This is a genomic window from Phenylobacterium sp. P4_E10, from assembly GCF_056401675.1.
Window position 1 is genome coordinate 13895 of sequence record NZ_JBFUIW010000007.1, and the last position, 18632, is coordinate 32526.

General features: G+C 68.0%; 20 protein-coding genes and 1 pseudogene. 11 read left to right on the plus strand and 10 right to left on the minus strand.

Annotated elements, in window-relative coordinates:
• Positions 1–21: 21 nt before the first annotated feature.
• Positions 22–324, minus strand: coding sequence for a hypothetical protein (locus tag AC1DQJ_RS09915; RefSeq protein WP_477602730.1), 303 nt, complete (start codon positions 322–324; stop codon positions 22–24).
• 261 nt (positions 325–585) lie between these two features.
• On the opposite strand from AC1DQJ_RS09915, the gene AC1DQJ_RS09920 reads away from it, so the two are divergent.
• Entirely contained in the window at positions 586–1464 is an 879-nt protein-coding gene (locus AC1DQJ_RS09920) for an alpha/beta fold hydrolase (RefSeq protein ID WP_477602731.1), read from the plus strand.
• Here the strand turns inward: AC1DQJ_RS09920 and AC1DQJ_RS09925 are convergent.
• Positions 1461–2558 (minus strand): NAD(P)H-dependent flavin oxidoreductase, encoded by a 1098-nt coding sequence (locus AC1DQJ_RS09925; protein ID WP_477602733.1) that lies wholly within the window; start codon positions 2556–2558, stop codon positions 1461–1463. The two genes, AC1DQJ_RS09920 and AC1DQJ_RS09925, sit on opposite strands and share 4 nt — an antisense overlap.
• A gap of 17 nt (positions 2559–2575) precedes the next feature.
• Positions 2576–3505, minus strand: coding sequence for a thioesterase family protein (locus tag AC1DQJ_RS09930; RefSeq protein WP_477602735.1), 930 nt, complete (start codon positions 3503–3505; stop codon positions 2576–2578).
• 223 nt (positions 3506–3728) lie between these two features.
• Between AC1DQJ_RS09930 and AC1DQJ_RS09935 the strand changes: the two genes are divergently transcribed.
• Positions 3729–3923, plus strand: coding sequence for an alkylphosphonate utilization protein (locus AC1DQJ_RS09935; RefSeq protein WP_477603100.1), 195 nt, complete (start codon positions 3729–3731; stop codon positions 3921–3923).
• Here AC1DQJ_RS09935 and AC1DQJ_RS09940 read toward each other — a convergent pair.
• On the minus strand, positions 3920–4117 hold the full coding sequence (locus AC1DQJ_RS09940; RefSeq protein ID WP_477602737.1) for a hypothetical protein: 198 nt from the start codon (positions 4115–4117) through the stop codon (positions 3920–3922). The two genes, AC1DQJ_RS09935 and AC1DQJ_RS09940, sit on opposite strands and share 4 nt — an antisense overlap.
• Positions 4118–4233: 116 nt before the next feature.
• On the opposite strand from AC1DQJ_RS09940, the gene AC1DQJ_RS09945 reads away from it, so the two are divergent.
• Positions 4234–5049: a cytochrome b/b6 domain-containing protein gene (locus tag AC1DQJ_RS09945; protein ID WP_477602739.1), complete on the plus strand. Its 816-nt coding sequence runs from the start codon at positions 4234–4236 to the stop codon at positions 5047–5049.
• Positions 5046–5813 (plus strand): molybdopterin-dependent oxidoreductase, encoded by a 768-nt coding sequence (locus AC1DQJ_RS09950; protein WP_477602741.1) that lies wholly within the window; start codon positions 5046–5048, stop codon positions 5811–5813. Before AC1DQJ_RS09945 ends, AC1DQJ_RS09950 begins: the two co-directional genes overlap by 4 nt.
• A gap of 147 nt (positions 5814–5960) precedes the next feature.
• Here the strand turns inward: AC1DQJ_RS09950 and AC1DQJ_RS09955 are convergent, their stop codons facing one another.
• The 3 genes from AC1DQJ_RS09955 to AC1DQJ_RS09965 form a co-directional block, all read right to left on the minus strand.
• On the minus strand, positions 5961–6773 hold the full coding sequence (locus AC1DQJ_RS09955; RefSeq protein ID WP_477602743.1) for an acid phosphatase: 813 nt from the start codon (positions 6771–6773) through the stop codon (positions 5961–5963).
• Between the two features lie 75 nt (positions 6774–6848).
• Positions 6849–7910, minus strand: a complete 1062-nt coding sequence (locus AC1DQJ_RS09960) for a 1,9-bis(guanidino)-5-aza-nonane synthase (RefSeq protein WP_477602745.1) — start codon at positions 7908–7910, stop codon at positions 6849–6851.
• Between the two features lie 98 nt (positions 7911–8008).
• On the minus strand, positions 8009–9262 hold the full coding sequence (locus AC1DQJ_RS09965; RefSeq protein WP_477602747.1) for a type III PLP-dependent enzyme: 1254 nt from the start codon (positions 9260–9262) through the stop codon (positions 8009–8011).
• Between the two features lie 219 nt (positions 9263–9481).
• On the opposite strand from AC1DQJ_RS09965, the gene AC1DQJ_RS09970 reads away from it, so the two are divergent.
• The 6 genes from AC1DQJ_RS09970 (at position 9482) to AC1DQJ_RS09995 (ending at position 15404) form a co-directional block, all read left to right on the plus strand.
• A complete protein-coding gene (locus AC1DQJ_RS09970) occupies positions 9482–10009 on the plus strand; it encodes an N-acetyltransferase family protein (RefSeq protein ID WP_477602749.1) in 528 nt (175 codons plus the stop codon).
• A gap of 154 nt (positions 10010–10163) precedes the next feature.
• Positions 10164–10958: a phosphonate ABC transporter ATP-binding protein gene (gene phnC / locus AC1DQJ_RS09975; RefSeq protein ID WP_477602751.1), complete on the plus strand. Its 795-nt coding sequence runs from the start codon at positions 10164–10166 to the stop codon at positions 10956–10958.
• Positions 10955–11977 carry a phosphate/phosphite/phosphonate ABC transporter substrate-binding protein gene (gene phnD / locus AC1DQJ_RS09980; protein WP_477602753.1) on the plus strand — a complete coding sequence of 341 codons (1023 nt, stop codon included), beginning with the start codon at positions 10955–10957 and terminating at the stop codon, positions 11975–11977. Before phnC ends, phnD begins: the two co-directional genes overlap by 4 nt.
• A 9-nt stretch (positions 11978–11986) precedes the next feature.
• Positions 11987–12796, plus strand: a complete 810-nt coding sequence (gene phnE / locus AC1DQJ_RS09985) for a phosphonate ABC transporter, permease protein PhnE (protein WP_477602755.1) — start codon at positions 11987–11989, stop codon at positions 12794–12796.
• 269 nt (positions 12797–13065) lie between these two features.
• Positions 13066–14316: an OprO/OprP family phosphate-selective porin gene (locus AC1DQJ_RS09990; protein ID WP_477602757.1), complete on the plus strand. Its 1251-nt coding sequence runs from the start codon at positions 13066–13068 to the stop codon at positions 14314–14316.
• Between the two features lie 47 nt (positions 14317–14363).
• Positions 14364–15404, plus strand: coding sequence for a substrate-binding domain-containing protein (locus AC1DQJ_RS09995; RefSeq protein ID WP_477602759.1), 1041 nt, complete (start codon positions 14364–14366; stop codon positions 15402–15404).
• 76 nt (positions 15405–15480) lie between these two features.
• Here the strand turns inward: AC1DQJ_RS09995 and AC1DQJ_RS10000 are convergent, their stop codons facing one another.
• The 3 genes and pseudogenes from AC1DQJ_RS10000 to AC1DQJ_RS10010 all read right to left on the minus strand — a co-directional run bounded on the left by AC1DQJ_RS10000 (position 15481) and on the right by AC1DQJ_RS10010 (position 17774).
• Positions 15481–16578 carry a glycosyltransferase family 4 protein gene (locus AC1DQJ_RS10000; RefSeq protein WP_477603102.1) on the minus strand — a complete coding sequence of 366 codons (1098 nt, stop codon included), beginning with the start codon at positions 16576–16578 and terminating at the stop codon, positions 15481–15483.
• A gap of 111 nt (positions 16579–16689) precedes the next feature.
• A pseudogene (locus AC1DQJ_RS10005) lies at positions 16690–16881 on the minus strand (TetR/AcrR family transcriptional regulator); the annotation flags it as partial.
• A 56-nt stretch (positions 16882–16937) separates the two neighbouring features.
• The gene (locus tag AC1DQJ_RS10010; protein WP_477602761.1) at positions 16938–17774 is read right to left on the minus strand and encodes a UDP-2,3-diacylglucosamine diphosphatase; all 837 of its coding nucleotides are present in this window, start codon (positions 17772–17774) and stop codon (positions 16938–16940) included.
• Between the two features lie 155 nt (positions 17775–17929).
• Between AC1DQJ_RS10010 and AC1DQJ_RS10015 the strand changes: the two genes are divergently transcribed.
• On the plus strand, positions 17930–18565 hold the full coding sequence (locus tag AC1DQJ_RS10015) for a TetR/AcrR family transcriptional regulator (protein ID WP_477602763.1): 636 nt from the start codon (positions 17930–17932) through the stop codon (positions 18563–18565).
• Positions 18566–18632 lie beyond the last annotated feature (67 nt).

Here is an 18632-nt window from a genome sequence, read left to right on the forward strand (position 1 = left end):
ACGCGAGTGCGTTCGAAAGACTTACTTCGCGGCCGGAGCGGCAGCGGCGTCGGCAGCCGGAGCGGCCGGAGCAGCGGCGGCGGCGTCAGCCGGAGCGGCAGCGGCGGCGTCGCCAGCGGCCTTCGTGGCGTCGGCAGCGGCGTCAGCAGCGGTGGCCGCAGCGTCGGTCGCGGTGGCGGCGGCGGCTTCGGCGGTCGAGGCTTCGGTGGTGGCTTCGGCGGCGGCGTCAGCGGCCTTTTCAGCCGGCTTGCCGCAGGCGGCGACGGACAGAGCGGCGACGGCGGCGCCGGCGACGAGCAGCTTGCGAAGGATTTCGGTGGTCATGTCCCTGGGTCCCCTGGAAACGGAGGTTAGAAGGCGCCCAGCGAGGCCACCCTTGCGGGAAACTTCGCTGCGCTGGTCTGGAATATGCCCGGCTTCGCGCAGAGGGCAAGGCTTTAATTCACGCCCTCGTGATCACTTTTGTAACCCTCACGCCGATCACCCGGAAAACCAAGACTTTCACGAGCGTTGCCGGACGGTGCGTCAGTGTGGTTTCGATGGCCTGAACTCGCGATGTAGGCGGGTGGGCGGAGGGTATTGGTGATGGAATCGGCTTTGGCGGAGGCGCCGCGCGCGCGGCTCATCGATCTGGCGGGGCGCGGCGGCGCCATGGCGACCCTGGAGTTCGGTGATTCCAGCCGCCCGATCGACATCGTCTTCGTGCACGCCAACGGCTTCAACGCCCGCACCTATCGCACCATCCTGGCCCCGCTGGCCGAGTCGCTGCGCATCCTGGCGGTCGATCAGCGCGGCCATGGCCGCTCCACCCTGCCTGCGGAAACCGAGGGGCGGACCTCTTGGGATGGCCTGCGCGACGACCTGCTGGCGCTGCTGGAGACCCTGGACCTGCGCGACGTCGTGCTGTCGGGCCATTCGATGGGCGGCACCGCCTGCGTGCTGGCCCAGGCCCAGGCGCCCGAGCGGGTGCGCAGCGTGGTCCTGTTCGATCCGGTGGTGACGGCGGGCGCGGGCCAGATCGACCCCGAGCAGTTCGCCAATTCGCCGCTAGTGCAGGGCGCGCTGCGCCGCCGCTCGGTATTTCCCGACAAGGCTGCAGTGGTGGCCGCCTATACCGGCCGGGGGGCGTTCAGGACCTGGCAAGGCGAGATGCTGGCCGACTATGTCGCCGACGGCTTCCGCGAGCGCCCCGACGGCGAGGTCGAGCTGGCCTGTTCGCCGGCGTGGGAGGCCTCGAACTTCAGCTCGCACGCCCACGACACCTGGGGCGCGTTCGAGCAGGCCCAGGTCCCGATCCGGATCCTGAAGGCGGAGGAAGGCTCCACCTGCCGAGACGACCCGCGCATGGACGCTTTGGTCGCGAGCGGCCGCATCCAGGTCGAGATGATCGCGGGGACCACCCATTTTCTGCCGATGGAGCGGCCGGACCTGGTGCAGGCGGAACTTCGGCGGGCCGCGGGTTAGAGGCCAGCGCGGCCCAGGGCGTCCCGCGCGAGGCGGCAAGTCAGCTCTTCGCTGCTGAGGCCGCGGGGAGCGAGGCGGGCGGACTGACCCGACCAGGCGTTGGTGAAGTCGCGATTCTCGCCGCCTTGGCGCAGCGGGGCGAGCGCGCCGCCGGCCTTGGGGAAGGCGGGGACATCGGTTCCCAGCGGGCCGGCCTCGCGCATCAGCCGGTTGACCACCGCGCGGGCCGGCCGGCCGGTGAAGACGTCGGTGAGCATGGTGTTGTCGTCGCGCGCCTCCTCCAACCCGGCCCTATGCGCGGGCGGCAGGGCGGCTTCGGGCGTGAACAGATAGGCGGTGCCGACCTGGACGCCGGACGCGCCCAGCGCCAGGGCGGCGGCGATGGTCCGGCCGTCGGCGACGCCGCCGGCGGCGATCACTGGAACATCCACAGCATCGACGATCTGCGGCAGCAGCGCGAACAGGCCCGGTTGGGCGGCCATGTCGAGCCGATGGTCGAGCGCCTCGCCGAAGCCCGAGAGGAAGGTGGCGCGATGGCCGCCGGCCTCGGCGCCCATGGCGATTACCGCATCGACGCCGCGCTGCGCCAGCCAGCGGGCCTCTGCGACAGTCGTGGCCGAAGAGATGATCCTGGCGCCGGCGGCGCGGACGCGATCGAGCAGCGGCGCGTCCGGGAGGCCGAAGTGGAAGCTGACAACTTCGGGCCGGGTTTCCTCGACCAGGGCGCAGAGGGCGTCGTCGAACGGCGCGCGGTCGGCCTCGGGCGGGGCGGGGGCGGGGTCCAGCCCCGCCTCGACATAGTAGGGCGCGAGTCTGGCCCGCCAGGCCATGGCGCGGGCCGGGTTATTGGGCGGCGAGCGGTGGACAAAGAAGTTGAGGTTGAGCGGGCGGTCGCCGACTGCGGCGCGAAACTCTGCGACCTGCGCCCTGGCCTGGTCGGCGGAGACCAGCGCGCAGGGCAGGGCGCCGAGCCCGCCGCCCTTCGCCGCGCCGATCGCCATGGCCGGGGTGGTGGAGCCGGCCATCGGCGCCTGCAGGATTGGATGCTCGATCCCCAGCAGGTCCAGGAGGCGGCGGTCAGGCCAGGTCGGCATTGAAATTCTCCGGTCGGCTAGAGGGCCAGCCCCGGCGCGCAGAGGGCGCGGAAGGCTTCCTGGGCGGCGGGCGAGATATCGACCACCTTGCGCTTGTCGAGGTCGAAGGACACCACCACCGCCTCGGCGCTGGCCCAGGCCTTGCCGCTTTGGGGATCCAGCATCCAGTGCATGACCCGGCGGGTGCGGGCGTCGCAACCGGCGAAGCCGGAGCGGAACTCGACGCCGTCGCCAGGTTCCGGCCAGTCCAGGTGCAGCACGCGGTACTCGAGCACCGCTCCGCCGATCCGCGGGGCGGGTTCGCCCTCGGCGAGTTCGGGGCCGTGGCGGATCTCGCCGAACAGCCGGCCGACGCCGTCCGAGACACGGCCGATGAAGAGCTCCGGCCGCATCCGTCCAAATACGTCGCACTCGGCCGGGCCGATGACCCCAAGACCGATCCGGCGCAGGCCGAGCTGGTGAGCACGCGGCAGGCTGGCGGTGGGGGCGACGGGGGAGAGATCGACGCTGCGGGCGGCGGCGAAGGGCGGGACCTCGACCTTCATCGCCGTGGCCGCCTCGCGGATCCGTGAGGGCCAGGGGAAGGGGCGAAGATCGCGGCTGGTCGCATGCTCGACCACCAACTGGAAGGTGGCGGCGGGCTGGCCGTCGGCGTGGCGGATCACCAGCAGCAGGCGCGCGTCGCTGTCGCCCAGCCAGACCACGCCGCCGGTCATGTAGAGCGCGGCGCCGGCATGGGCCTCACGCAGGAAGCGGATGTGCTGCTCGCGGACGACCAGGGTCGCCTCGCCGTCCTTGGCGAAGGCGCGCGGCATGCCGAGTTGGGCGGCGAGGCCGGCCAGCCCCTCCTGCGCCTTGGCCACCCAGAACCTGACGTTCATGTGGCCCATCTCGTCGCATTCCCAGGTGTTGACGCCGCCGCTCCACACCTCGACGCCTTCGAACACTTGGCTGCTCCCCGAAAAAAGAAGGCCGGACCTTAGGGCGCGGCGGCGACTGAGGCTAGGCGGCAGGCTGCGTGGGCTGTAAGGCGCCGGCCTGACTGCATGTGAGGTTCCGATGAGCGGTGAAGAAGAGTTCGTCTACGACGAGGCGACCGGCGAATGGATCAGCGCCGAGCAGGCGGCCGAAAGCAGCGCGGCAGCCGCGCAGGTCGAGGTCCGCGATTCGGTGGGCAACCTGCTGGCCGACGGCGACGCCGTCACCCTGATCAAGGATCTGAAGGTGAAGGGCGCGGGCCAGACCTTGAAGCGCGGCACGGTGATCCGCTCGATCCGCCTGACCGGCGACGAGCAGGAGATCGACTGCCGGCACGAGGCGATCAAAGGCCTGGTGCTGCGCGCCGAGTTCGTCCGCAAGCTTTAGTCCCGCTTGCCCTCGCTGGGATCGCCGCCGGAGCCCATGTGCCCGCCGGGCGGGGCGTCGGTGTCGAAAGTGCGGCTCTCCTCCGGATAGCGATCGACGCCGGCATTGTCCTTGGCGGCGTCGAGCGGTGGGGCGGCGTTCTTGCGACGGCCGTGGCTCTGCAGGGGTTTGTTGTCGTTGGTCGGTTGGGGCATGGCCGGCTCCTTTCATTAAGGAAAGTCATCGAAGCGCGGCGGCGTTCCGGCATCCGGGGAACGGTGGCCGACGTATCGTCATCATGGCAAGCTGGGCTGCGCTCAAAGGAACCCCGATGACCTCGTCCCCGGCCACGCGCGTGCTCGTCGCCCGGCACAGCCTGGTGGTGCGCCTGACGCATTGGATCAACGTGCTGGCCCTCGGCGTGCTGCTGCTCAGCGGCCTGCAGATCTTCAACGCCCATCCGGCGCTCTACTGGGGCGACGTTTCGACCTTCGCCCGGCCATGGGTCTCGATGTTCGCGGCCGAGCGGGGCGGCGAGGCGGTGGGGGTGACCAAGATCGGCTCGGCCTATCTGGAGACCACCGGCCTGCTGGGCTTCTCCGACGGCCAGGTGCGCGGCTTTCCGGCCTGGGCGACCCTGCCCAGCTATCGCAGCCTGGCGGACGGGCGGCGCTGGCACTTCTTCTTCGCCTGGATCTTCGTGCTGAACGGCCTGGTCTATTGGAGCGCCGGGCTGATCGGCGGACACCTGCGCCGCGACCTGCTGCCGAGCCGCCAGGAGCTGACACCGCGCCACCTGGCCCAGGAAGTCGCCGACCATGCGCGGCTGCGGTTCGCGAAGGGCGAGGCGGCGCGGCGTTACAATTCGCTGCAGAAGCTCACCTACCTCGTGGTGATCGCGGTCCTGCTGCCGCTGATGGTGCTGACCGGGCTGTCGATGTCGCCGGGCATGAACGCCGGGTTCGGCTGGGCGCCGGAGCTGTTCGGCGGCCGGCAGTCGGCGCGGACGCTGCACTTCCTGTCGGCCAGCCTGATCGTGCTGTTCGTGCTGGTGCACCTGGCGATGGTGGTGCTGTCGAGCCCGCTCAACAGCCTGCGCTCGATGATCACCGGCAGGTTCGCGATCCGCACGGGAGACCCGCGATGAACCGCCGTCGCTGGCTGTCCGGCGCCGCCGCCGCGGTCGCGGGAGCGATGCTCGCTGCCTGTGACAAGCTGACGATGAGCCCGGTCGTGCAGCAAGGGCTCGCGATGGCCGAGGGACTGACGCGGCGGGCGCAGCGGCTGGTCGTCGATCGCAAGGCCCTGGCCCAGGAATTCACCCAGGCGGAGATCTCGCCGGACTTCCGCGCCAACGGTTCCACATCGCCCGGCGACCCCGACTACCGGGCGCTGGTCGAGGCCGGGTTCGAAGGCTGGCGGCTGGTCGTCGACGGCCTGGTCGAGCGGCCGTTGGCGCTGAGCCTGGCCGAACTGCGGGCGCAGCCCTCGCGCACTCAGATCACCCGCCACGACTGCGTCGAGGGCTGGTCGGCGATCGGCAAGTGGACCGGGGCGCGGCTGGGGCCGCTGCTGGACCGGGCGGGGCTGAAGGAGGGCGCGCGCTACATCGTCTTCCACTGCGCCGACACCCTCGATCCAAACGCACCGCAGGGCCTGGCGAAGTACTACGAGAGCATCGACCTGATCGACGCCTATCACCCGCAGAGCATCCTCGCCTACGACATGAACGACGCGCCGCTGGGCGTGCCGCACGGGGCGCCGCTGCGGCTGCGAGTGGAGCGCCAGCTTGGCTACAAGCACGCCAAATACGTGATGCGCATCGAGGCGGTGGCCGACCTCGCGGGCATCGGCGGCGGCAAGGGCGGGTTCTGGGAAGACCGCGGCTACGAGTGGTACGCGGGGATTTAGCGGGCGGAGATGCTCCCGGGTGGGGGAGTTGTCAGCGAAGCTGACTGAGGGGGGCCGCGCCGGCGCGGCTCGCTAGGCCCCAAGCCCCCTCCGTCTGATGCTGCGCATCGATCCACCTCCCCCAGCGGGGAAGGAACTATCTCAGCCTCAGTTGTACGGCGACTTGGCGATCAGGTCGGCCTCGGCGGCGCAGACCTTGGGGTCGAGGGGCTTGGCGGTCTTGCGCAGGGCGGCGAGTTCCTTGCGGGCGGCGTCCATGTCGGTCCGGAAGGCGTCCGAGCCGTGCAGGCCGGCGACCACGATCGAGCCGTTGGTGCGGCCCGATTCCACCGCGCTCATATTGTGCACGCCGCAGACCAGCCGGCTTTCGCCGAATGAGCGGGCGCGGGCGAGGATCTCGGTCGAGCGATCAGGAATCAGCTCGGCCAAGAGCAGGCCGACGGTCCAGCCCCAGGTGGTGTGGCCGGAGGGATAGTCCGGGCTCTTGGCCAGGCTGTCGGTCTTGGCCACGCAGATCTCGCCGTCGTCGATCAGATAGGGGCGCTGGCGCTTGTAGACGTCCTTGGGGGTGTTGACGGCCTTGCGCACGTCGTAGCGCGCCGTCATCAGCAGCTTGGTCAGCTTCGGCGCGTTCTGCGGCGTCAGCTCCATGCCGATCGCGCAGCTCATGTCCTTGACGATGGCGGCCTCGTCGGCGTCGGCGATGGCCAGCGCCCAACGCGGGCTGTCCTTCTGCGAGCGGGTGGCCAGGAAGGTCGAGCGGTCGGCCTGAAAGCGGATCGTGCCGGCGGTCGGGGCCGGCGGCAGGATCTTGTAGGTGTCGGGGGCGGTCGCACCCAGATAGCCGGTCGGGGCCGGCGGCCCGGCGACGGCGGGCTTGGCCTGTTCGGCGAAGGCCAGGCCGCCGATGGCGGCGGCCATAACACCGGCGGCGCTCAGACTGATCACGAGGCGGTTCATGGCGTCCCCAACTTCGGCTGCTGGGCATTGGCCTAAAGAAAAACGGCCGGGGCGTGAACCCCGGCCGTTTGCTTCTTAAGCCTGCTTTTCGAACAGCTTGTTCCAGCGCGGCTTGGTGCGGGCCTTCCACGACCCACGGTGCCAGGCGTCGGAGGCGATCAGCGGCACCACGGTGGTGGCTTCGGCGAAGACCATCTGTTCCCAGGTCACGTCGACCTTGCCCCAGGAGCAGGCCTCCTTGAGGGTCGAGGACGAGCAGGCGCCGTCGCGCACGTCGGCCACGGTGATCTGCACGGCGTACTTATGCATCTCGGCTTCGTGGCCGAGGATCTCGGCGCAGACCACGGTGTCCTGGGCGAAGTTCTTCGGCACGCCGCCGCCGACCATGAACAGGCCGGTGGTGCCGGCCGCCAGCTTGATGTCGGTCAGTTCACGGAAGTCGGCGACCGCGTCGATGGTCAGGTAGGGCTTGCCTTCCTTCATCTTCTCGACCTGGTGCTTCACCAGACCAAAGCCAGCCGAGCTATCGACGAAGGCCGGGCAGAAGATCGGCACGCCTTCGCGATAGGCGGTCTCGATCAGCGAGTCGGGCTTCTTGGCGTTGCCGGCGGCCAGCCACTTGCCCATCTCCCAGATGAACTCGCGCGACGAATAGGGGCGCGGCTCCAGCAGATTGCAGATCTCGTAGATCGTGCCGTCGCAGTTCTGGAGCTCTTCCTCGTCGATATAGGTGTCGTAGATCCGGTCGATGTAGAGGTCGCGCAGATCGCGGTCGTCGACGTTCGACTGGGCCTGATAGTGCTTGAAGCCGAGGGCTTCGAAGAAGTCCATGTCGACGATCGAGGCGCCGGTCGCGACGATCGTGTCGATCATCCCGTACTTCACCATGTCGCGGTAGATGTGCATGCAGCCGCCGGCGCTGGTGGAGCCCGCGAGGGTCAGCCAGGTCGAGCAGTCCTTGTCTTCCAGCGACATCGACCAGATGTCGGCGGCGCGCGCGGTGTCGCGGCTGGTGAAGCTCATCTTGCGCATGGCGTCGATGACCGGACGGGCGTCGTACTGGTCGATCGCCACGTGCTCGACCGTGTTGGCCAGCAGCTCGGCCTTGCGGTTCGACTTCTGAACGTCAGCGTTCATTCTTCAAGATCCCTTGAGGTTTGAGCGCCCGTCCAAATAGGAAAAGGCGCGACCGGGACGGAGCGACCGGCCGCGCCTATAACTTCCTAGCGCCCGGCTTATTTCCGCCGACGCTTCTTTCCGCGCGCACGCGACAGCTTCACGACATTCTGGTTCTCCTGGCGGGGAACCGGAATGGAGCGACGGGCCAGGCCGAACATCGAGGCCATCGGCGCGTCGGAGGCCTCGACAGTCTCGGCGTCGCCGTAACCGTTGAAGCGGGTGTTCATCGCCACGCCGTAGGCGCCGAGCATGCCGATCTCGACATAGTCGCCCTCACGCACATCTTCCGGGAGCCAAAAAGGGCCGGGCATGTGATCCAGCGAGTCGCAGGTCGGACCCCAGAAGCGGTAGGGCTTCAGCGGGCCTTGCACTTCAGTGGCCTCGCCGTTCTCGCTGCGGAGCAGCTTGACCGGAAAGGGCCATTTGGTGTGCGCCGCGTCGAACAGCGAGCCGTAGGACCCATCGTTCAGATAGAGCGCGTCGCCCTTCTTGAGTTCGACCTTGGTGAGGATCGAGGAGCCCTCGGCCACCAGCGCCCGGCCGGGTTCGCACCACAGCTCGGTCGTCTCGTGCACCATCATCTCGGCGAAGCCGCGATCGATGGAGTCCATGTAGTCGGCCAGATCTGGCGGAACCATGCCGGGATAGACCGACGGGAAACCGCCGCCGACATCGACCACGTCGGCGAAGACGCCGGCGCGGACCAGCGCGCGCGAGGCCTGCGTCATCGCCGCCTGGTAGGCGGTCGGACGCATGCACTGGCTGCCCACATGGAAGGAGACGCCCATCAGGTCCTGGGTCGCACGGCGGGCCGCCAGCAGCAGGCCGGGGGCCTGATGCAGGTCGACGCCGAACTTGCCGGCCAGCGAGTAGGCCGCGCCCTCGGCGGAGACGCCGAGCCGGACGATCAGGTTGAGGTCCTTGGCCCCCTGGGTCGCGGCGAGGATCTTCTCGAGTTCCTCGTGCGTATCCAGCGAGAAGGTCTTCACGCCGTGTTCGAAGTAGGCGGCCGCAATCGCCGCGCGGCTCTTCACCGGATGCATGAACGCCATGCGAGAACCCGGCGCGTGCTGCGCGACCAGCTCGATCTCGGGGATCGAGGCCACATCGAAGGACGTCACGCCGTTTTCCGCGAGGGTCTTGATGACCCAGGGCGAAGGATTGGCCTTCACCGCGTAAAAGACGTCGCCTTTAAAGTTATCCTGGAACCAGCGCGCCGCTACCGCCACCGCGTCCGGTCGCGCAATGGCGACAGGACGTTCCGGTGACCGCTCACGGACCAGGTCCAGGGGCGTATGGTACGTGCGCAATTCACGTAGCCCCCATTGGCAGTTGAACCCAGCCGGCGTTAGCAGCGCTTTTGAGGACATCGGGTCCGCCGGAGCGGTGCGAAATAGGGGCGATGACCCCTGATGTAAAGGGGTTTGTTTCTTCGCCCAGAAATTGTCATCAAACCCTGGCCCGGCCAGGGCTTGCGAGGGGGCAGCCCAGACATGGTTTCTCAGGCTTTTACGGAGGGCGCTATCGCCTTGCGAACAGCGGTTTTCGAGGATGCGCCGGCGATCGCAAAACTGCACGTTGAGGTGTGGCGCGAGACCTATCGCGACCTGGCGACGGTTTCGGCCTGGGAAGCGCTGACCGAAGACGTGAGGCTGGCGCGCTGGCGAGAGGTGCTCGCCGAAGACCATCCCCGCCGCTTCACCCTGGTCGCAGAGCGGGGAGGGCGGCTGCTCGGATTCGGCACGGCCTGCGCGCCGACCGAGCCGGCGTTCGAGGGGCGCGGCGAGATTCGCTGGCTGCATGTCGCGCCGAACGCCAAGCGCATCGGGGTGGGCCGCGCGCTGATGGCCGTCTTGGCCGGCAAGCTGGGCGAGTGGGGCTACAGCGGCTGCGCGCTCGGAGTGGTGGTCGGCAACCAGCCGGCGATGACCTTCTATGACGCGCTGGGCGGTCGGCGGGCCGGCGGCTACGCCGATCCAGGCCCGCTCTGGCGCTCGGAGAATGTCGTCTTTGTCTGGGATGAGCTTTCGGCGCTGGTCGCGGCGGGCGATTGCTGACTTTGTCAGCGCATTCCTGAGCCTTACGCGTAACGCCGCGCTATCGGACGCTGGACCGCAAGCATGGCCTCATGTCATGAAGCCGTCGCAAGGGTCGGCGATCACAACGAGTCCGTACCGTTGCGCGCGCTGATCCGGGGAAGCCTCGCCATCTATGTCTGAAGCCGCCGTTCTGTCCGTGCGGAACGCCTCCAAGAGCTTCGGTTCTCGGCGCGCCCTGGATTCCGTGTCCCTCAATGTCAGCAAGGGCGAGATGATCGCCCTGATCGGGCCGTCCGGCTCGGGCAAGTCCACCCTGCTGCGCTCGATCAGCGGCCTGCAGACCATCGACTCCGGCCCCGGCCGGATCGAGGCCTTCGGCGGCGTGGTGCAGTCGGAAGGCAAGATCAGCAGCAAGGTGCGCGACGCGCGCATCCGCATCGGCTTCATCTTCCAGCAGTTCAACCTGGTCGGCCGCCTGACCCTGTTCTCCAACGTGGCCCTGGGCTCGCTGGGGCGCATCCCGTTCCTCCGCGGCGTGTTCGGCGCCTGGCCGGCCGAGACCAAGGCCGCGACCATGGCGGCGCTGGCCCGGGTGGGCGTGGCGGAATATGCGGGCCAGCGGGCCAACACCCTGTCCGGCGGCCAGCAGCAGCGCGGCGCCATCGCCCGCGCCCTGGTCCAGAAGGCCAAGATCATCCTGGCCGACGAGCCGGTCGCTTCGCTCGACCCGGTCTCGGCCCGTCGGGTCATGGAGATCCTGCGCGACCTGAACCAGCAGGACGGCCTGACCGTGGTCGTCACCCTGCACCAGGTCGACTACGCCCTGCGCTACTGCGATCGCGTCGTCGCCCTGAAGGCCGGCAAGATCGTCTACGATGGCCCGGCTTCGGGTCTGGAACGCAAACAGCTCATCGATATCTACGGCCCGGAATTCGAAGACGTCTTCTGGGAAGGAGCGCCGAAATGATCGACCGTCGCCTGCTGATCAGCAGCAGCCTGGCCGCCCTTGGCCTCTCCGCCTGCGGAAAGTCCGAAAAGGCGCCGGGCGCCGGCGAGCCGCCGAAGGTGCTCAACTTCTCGATCCTGGCGACCGAGAACTCGTCGAGCATGGAGACCTTCTGGAAGCCGATCCTGGCCGACATGGAGAAGTCGATCGGCATTCCGGTGAAGCCGTTCTTCGCCTCCAACTACACCGCCCTGATCGAGGCGCTGCGCTTCAAGCAGACCGACGCGGGCTGGTTCTCAAACCAGTCGGGCCTGGAGGCGGTTCGCCGCTCCAACGGCGAAGTCTTCGCGCGCACCTTCGATCCCAGCGGCTCGGACGGCTACAAGTCGCTGCTGATCGTGCCGGCCAAGTCGAAGACGACCCTGGAAGACGTGCTCAAGTGCGACAAGACGCTGACCTTCGGGATCGGCGACGCCAAGTCGACCTCGGGCACCCTGGCGCCGATGACCTATCTGTTCGCGCCCAAGGGCATCCGCCCGGAGGCCTGCTTCAAGCAGGTGCGCACCGCCAACCACCAGGCCAACCTGTTCTCGGTGGCCAAGGGCGTGCTCGACGTGGCCACCAACAACTCCACCGCCCTGCGTCTGCAGCGCGAGCGCGGATCGCCGGTCGCCGACCAGGTGCGGGTGATCTGGGAAAGCCCCAAGCTGCCGGAAGACCCGATCATCTGGCGCAGCGACCTCGATCCGGCGGTGAAGGAAAAGCTCCGCCAATTCTTCCTCACCTACGCCCAGGGCGAGGGCCCCGAGGCCGAGCGCCAGCGCAAGCTGCTGGGGGCCCTGTCGATCGGCGGCTTCCGCCCGGCCAACAATTCGCACCTGCTGCCCGTGCGTGAGATGGAAGCCACCGAGCAACTGCTCGAGGCCCGCAACGACGGCGACAAGGTCAAGGAAGCTCAGGCCCAGAAGGCGCTGGACGACATCGCCACCGAGCGCGCTGCGCTCGAGGCCAAGACCGGCCAGCCCGTCGCGGCCCAATAGGATACCTACGTGACCGCCAGCGTGACTGAGGCCGACCTGCTGAAACCGCCGACCCGACCGCTGGGCCAGCGGGTGTTCGACCTTGCCCTGTGGGGCGGGATCATCGTGCTGCTGATCGTCAGCTTCGGCCCGGCCGAAATGGCCAAGCTGCCGCTGCTGTTCAAGAACTCGGACAACATGCGCCAGTTCGGGCACGAGTTCCTGCGCCCGGACTTCAGCGACGGGATGTTCCTGGTCAGCCAGATGTGGCTGACCATCCAGATCGCCCTGTGGGGGACGGCCATCGCGGTGCTGCTGGCGGTTCCGCTGGGACTGCTGGGCGCGCGCAATGTCACGCCGCCGTATGTGCAGCTGCCGATCCGGCGGCTGATGGACGCCCTGCGCTCGGTCCCCGACCTGGTGATCGGCACCATCTTCGTCGTCGCCGTGGGACTCGGCCCGTTCGCCGGGGTCATGGCCCTGGCGCTCAACACCGGCGGGGTGCTCGGCAAGCTGTTCTCGGAGGCGGTCGAGTCGATCGACAAGGGGCCGGTCGAGGGCGTGCGCGCCACCGGCGCCGCGCCGCTGCAGGAAGTGGTCTGGGGCGTGATCCCGCAGGTCGCGCCGCTGTGGACCTCGTATGCGCTCTACCGTTTCGAGTCGAACAGCCGGGCGGCGACCGTACTCGGCCTGATCGGCGCCGGCGGCATTGGCCAGATCCTGTTCGACAGCCTGAACAGCTTCGCCTACTCGCGAGTCGCGGCCATCGCGATCGTCATCGTGGTCGCCGTCACATTGATCGACCTGCTGTCACAAACCATCCGCGGACGCCTGCTCTAGGCGTGTCCAAAAGGTCGCAGGCGGGGCGCCTCGTGCGTTCCACGCCTGCGCCGCGCGCAATGGCGGGCCTTGCTGAAATCCTTGTCGGATAAGCGTTTTCCGGCGCTACAGCAGCGCTTGTGCCAGGTTTCATTCCGGCCATCGCAAATCTGTCACCGAACTGACGATCAGCCGTCGCGGAAGCTTGGCTGAAGCGTCACGGGAGCCCGTTAAGCCGCCTCGCAAGCTCTGAAAGGGCTCACGGGGATAGCTCTACAAGGATCCTGATAATGAAGATCAACACCTCGCTGTGCGCCGGGGCGGCGCTTGGCGTGATCGCGTTCATGGCCGCCGCCACCGGTGCGCAGGCGCAAGACACCACCACCGCCTGGAAGGGCGCGCCGCAATGGACGAACGACGACGTCCAATTCAAGGTCCGCGGCCGGGTCCTGCTGGACGCCGTCTTTGAGGACGTCGATCGCCAGACCGGCGCCGACGCCACCTACCGCGCGTTCCGCGGCCGCCAGGTGTTCCTGGGCGTCGAAGGCAAGCTGAACAACTACGTCGCCTACAAGATCGAAGGCGGCTGGGTGAACGGCGGCACGCCGTCGTGGGACGACGTCGTCATCGAGATCAAGCCGACCGACATGACCTCGCTCATGTTCGGCAACATCAAGGCCGCCGGCCTTGAGAACCTGACCTCCACCCGCTTCACCACCTTCATGGATCGCGGTCCGTTCGGCGACTTCGGCGTCGACAGCTACCTGGTCAGCGCCGTGGCCAAGGCCAACGGCATGAACTGGACCATCACTGGCGCGGTGCAGGGCGACTCGATCAACAGCGTCGACGTCACCACCGGCGAGGAACGTATCGGCGTCACCGGCCGCGTCTCCTACGCGCCGATCCTGACCGACGACACCAAGGTCCACCTGGCCGGCTGGGGCCGCTGGCGCGACCATGGCGACGAAACCGCATTCAACTATCAGAGCCGTCCGAACACCAACTTCGGCTCGCGATACATCAACTCGGGCGCCATCGGCGACAAGGACACCACCTGGGCCGTCGAGGGCGCGGTGGTTCACAAGGCCTTCTCGCTGCAGGGCGAGTACGCCGACATCGCCGTCGATCGCTTCGCGGGCGCGGGTTCGGCCGGCGGCGACCCCGACATGAAGGTCGGCTACGTGTTCGCCAGCTTCTGGCCCACCGGCGAGCAGCGCAACTACGACGCCACCAAGGGTGAGTTCGGTCGTCCGAAGATCCTCAACCCGATCACCGCCGGCGGCTTCGGCGGCGTCGAGCTGGCGGTTCGCTACGACTACGCCGACCTGACCGACGCCTACTCGTCGGCCAGCACCACGGCCTCGCGCACGCTCTCGCAGGACGCCGGCGAGTACACCGCCTGGACCCTGGGCGTGAACTACTACCCGACCGCCTATGTCCGCTTCCAGGCCAACTACACCAAGGGTGAGAACGACAACCCCGGCGCGGGCCGCGACGTCGACGTCGACGTCTTCCAGATGCGCGCTCAGCTCGACTTCTAAGGCACAAGCGGCCCCGCCCAGCGCGGGGCCGACAGGAGAAACCTGACATGAAAAAGCTTCTGCTTTGCGCCGCCGTTGCGGCCACCACCCTGGGCGCCGCGGCTCCGGCCTTCGCCGCCCGTGACTATGTCTGGGCCGCCGGCTCCTCGACCGTGTTCCCGTTCGCCACCCGCGTGGCCGAGAACTACGCCAAGAAGACCGGCAAGAAGGCGCCCAAGGTCGAGAGCCTGGGCACCGGCGGCGGCATCAAGCTGTTCTGCGGCGGCGTCGGCGACGCCTTCCCGGACATCGCCAACGCCTCACGTCCGATGAAGAAGTCCGAGTTCGACGCCTGCGCCGCCAAGGGCGTGAAGGACATCGTCCAGATCAAGATCGGCTTCGACGGCATCGTCGTCGCCACCGACAAGGACGGCGCCGACTACAACTTCAAGACCGAGCACCTGTACCTGGGCCTGGCGTCCAACGTGCTGCGCCAGGGCAAGTTCGTGAAGAACCCCTACGCGACCTGGGACGAGATCGGCGCCGGCCTGCCGGGCAACCGTATCAACGTCTATGGCCCGCCGCCGACCTCGGGCACCCGCGACGCCTTCGTCGAACTGGCCGTTGAGGCCGGGGCCCGCAAGTTCCCGACCGCCGACGATCTGCGCTCGAACAACGAGAAGAAGTTCAAGGAACTGGTCGATCCGCTGCGCAAGGACGGCTGGGTCGACGCCGGCGAGAACGACAACGCCATCGTCGGGACCCTGGTGAAGACTCCCGGCTCGCTGGGCGTCTTCGGCTGGTCGTACCTCGAAGAGAACATGGACAAGATCAAGGGCTCGGCGATCAACGGCGTGAAGCCGACCGCCGCCTCGATCGCCGACGGCTCCTACCCGCTGGCCCGTTCGCTCTACATCTACGTGAAGAAGGCCAATATCGGGGTGACCCAAGGCCTGCAGGAATTCCTCAACGAGTTCGTCTCCGACGCGGCGACGGGCAAGGGTGGTTATCTGCAGAGCCGCGGCCTGATCCCGCTGCCGGCCGGCCAGCACGACGGGCAGCAGGGTACGGCCCAGAAGCTGACGCCGATGGCGCGCCCGGCCGCCTAGTCGCGGACTGAGGAGAGAAAGGGAGCGCCGCGGGCCGGGAGGTCCGCGGCGTTTTCCGTTTCCGCGATGGCGTTGGCTAGGCCGCCTCCGGCCGCCGGCGGCGCACACGCGCCAGGCGCCGTAGCTTACGCCAGAACCGGGTCTTCTCCGGCTCCGGATAGGGCTGCAGATTCTTTACGAAGTCCTCGGCGCAGGCCTTCCAGGAGAAGCCCTCGGCGAACGCGCGGACTACTTTGCGGTCCAATTTGAGCGCTTCGATGCAGGCCTCGCGCAGGCCTTCGGTGGCGCTGTGGGCCAGGACGCCGGCGCCCGAGCCCGGCAGGATGTCGATCGGCCCAGGAGCCGGATAGGCCGCCACCGGGATCCCGGCGGCCATGGCTTCCAGGATCACCAGGCCGAAAGTGTCGGTCAGAGAGGGGAAGACGAAGACGTCGGCGCAGGAGAAGTGCGCGGCCAGTTCGTCGCCGAACTTGGCCCCCTTGAAGACCGCCTCCGGATAGCGCTCCCGGAGCTCTTCGAGCTGCGGGCCGTCGCCGACCACCACCTTGGTGCCGGGCAGGTCGAGACCGAGGAAGGCCTCGATGTTCTTCTCCACGGCGACGCGGCCGACGGACAGGTAGATCGGTCGTGCCAGGCCGGCGAACACATCCGGCTCGTCCTCGCGCTTGGGATGGAACATCACCGTGTCGACGCCGCGCGACCAGACCGAGATGTTGCCGAAGCCGTGCCGCTCGAGCTCGTCGCGCATGGTCGGGGTGGTGACCATCATGCGGCCCGACGGCTTGTGGAACCACTTCATGTAGGCGTAGCCGGCCGCCAACGGCAAAGGCAGGCGGGCCGACACGTATTCCGGGAAGCGGGTGTGGTAGCTGGTGGTGAAGGGCAGCTTCCATTCCACGCAGATCCGCCGCGCGGCCAGGCCCAACGGACCCTCGGTGGCGATGTGGATGGCCTCCGGTTCGAAGGCCTTGAAGCGCTCCTGCACCGGTTCGTGGGCGGCCAGCGCGACCTTGATCTCCGGATAGGTCGGCAGCGGGAAGGTTTTGAACTGGTCGGGGCTGATCACCTCCACCGAGTGGCCGAGGTCCTTCAACTCGCCGACCACGCGGGTCAGGGTGCGGACCACGCCGTTGACCTGGGGCTCCCAGGCGTCGGTGACCAGCAGGATCCGCATCGGCTTTTGGCCGTTCTCGCGCGGGGCGTTGATGGCGTCGCGAATGCGGGTCGCCGGCCGGGCCGGGCTTAGCGCCTGGGCCTGCAGCCATGCCCAGAAGGCGCCCAGCAGGGCTTCTTTGGTCGGGAAGTGGCGGTAGACGGTGCGCTCGCCGACTTCGGCCTCGGCGGCGATGTCGGCGAAGCTCAGATCCTCCAGCGGACCGGATTCCAGCTTGCGAGCCACCGCATGCATGATCTGGTCGCGAGTGGCCTGCTTCTGACGGTCGCGCAGGCTCGAGGCGTAGCGTGTCGGCGGGATCATGACAGCGGGACTGTCACCAAATAAGCGATGCTGTCAATGAAACTGCTCGCGACTGCTCAGGCGGCGGCCGGAGCGGCCGGGACGACGTCCGGCTCATAGGCCGGCTCGGCCAGGCGGATGGTCCGATCGATGGCCGACCAGGAGCGAAGCTTGGCCCACTCCAGAATCTCAAGCCGTCCGTCCGCGTGCTCGACCAGCGCCGAGCAGCTTTCGACCCAGTCACCGTCGTTGATATAGGCGATCCCGTCGATATCGCGCATCTCGGCTTTGTGGATGTGTCCACAGATCACGCCATCGACGCCACGGCGGCGGGCCTCGTCAGCGACCGCGGCCTCGAAATTCTCGACGAACTGCAGGGCGTTCTTGACCTTGGTTTTCAGGAAGGCCGACAGGCTCCAGTAGCCGAAGCCCAGGCGCCGGCGGACCCGGTTGAACAGGGTGTTGGTCGCGATCAGCACCCGATAGGCGTAGTCGCCGACGAAGGCCAGCCAGCGGGCGTGCTGCACTACGCCGTCGAACTCGTCGCCGTGCAGCACAAGAAAGCGGCGCCCGTCCGCGGTCTCGTGGATGGCGTCGCGCGCCACCACCACGCCGCCGAAGTGGACGCCGACGAAGTCTCGCACCCCGTCGTCGTGATTGCCGGGGACGTAGACCACCCGGACGCCCTTGCGGGCCATGCGCAGGATTTTCTGGACCACGTCGTTGTGGGCCTGCGGCCAATGCCAGCCTGAGCGCAGCTTCCAGCCGTCAACAATGTCGCCGACGAGAAAAAGCGTGTCGCACTCGATATGCCGGATGAAATCCAGCAACAGCTCCGCCTGGCACCCCTTGGTGCCAAGGTGGACGTCCGAAATGAACACCGTCCGATACTTACGGATAGCGACGCCCGACATGCCGTGGCTCCTCGGCTGCGCAGAACCTGCTCATCCGCTAGGCTGATTGCATGTCATTCTCATGAAAGCCGTCGGCGCCCTTTTGTCGCCCTGCCTTTTGAATTAAGGGTTTGGTCAGGCCGACCCTCCCCAGGTCTTCCGACACATAAGGTCCTATGGACGCCCGAACCTATCCTGCGAAGGAAACGCCGAAGTCTCGGCGGACCCGCGCGCGCATCCTCGACGCCGCCATGCGGCTGTTCGCGGAGATCGGCTATCACGCCGCCACCAACGCCATGATCGCGGACGCCGCGAACCTGACGCGGGGGGCGATGCTCTATCATTTCTCCAGCCGCGAAGAGCTGGTCGAGGCCGCCATCTCCCATATCGAAGTCGAGCGGGCCCGGCTGTTCGAGCAGGCCGCCTCCGCGCCCGTCGCGCCCGGCGTCGACGCCGCCGAGCAGGCGATCGACGCCTACTGGGCGCTGCTGCACGAGATCCCGTTTGTCGCCTTCGCAGAACTGGAGGCGGCCGCCCGCACCGAAGCCATGCTGCGGGTGCGGCTGGCCGACGCCCAGAGCGCCTTCGACCACAACCAGGTCGGCGACCGCTTCCTGGCGCTGGCCCAGGCCGGCGTCGATCCGCGCTTCCAGACCAGCCGCGACCTAGGCCGCTTCCTGCTCGAGGGCCTGGCCCGCGGTGCGATGACCTATGACGAGCAAGCCCGCAAGGAGCGGCTGCTGACCGTGGTCAAGCGGGCCGTGCGGGTGCTGAACCGCAAGGGCGACGTCCAGGAGCTGTGGCCGGACTAGGTCGCCAATTGTTCCCCTGCTGAGGGAGCTGTCAGCCGGATGGCTGACTGAGGGGGATCGCTGACTC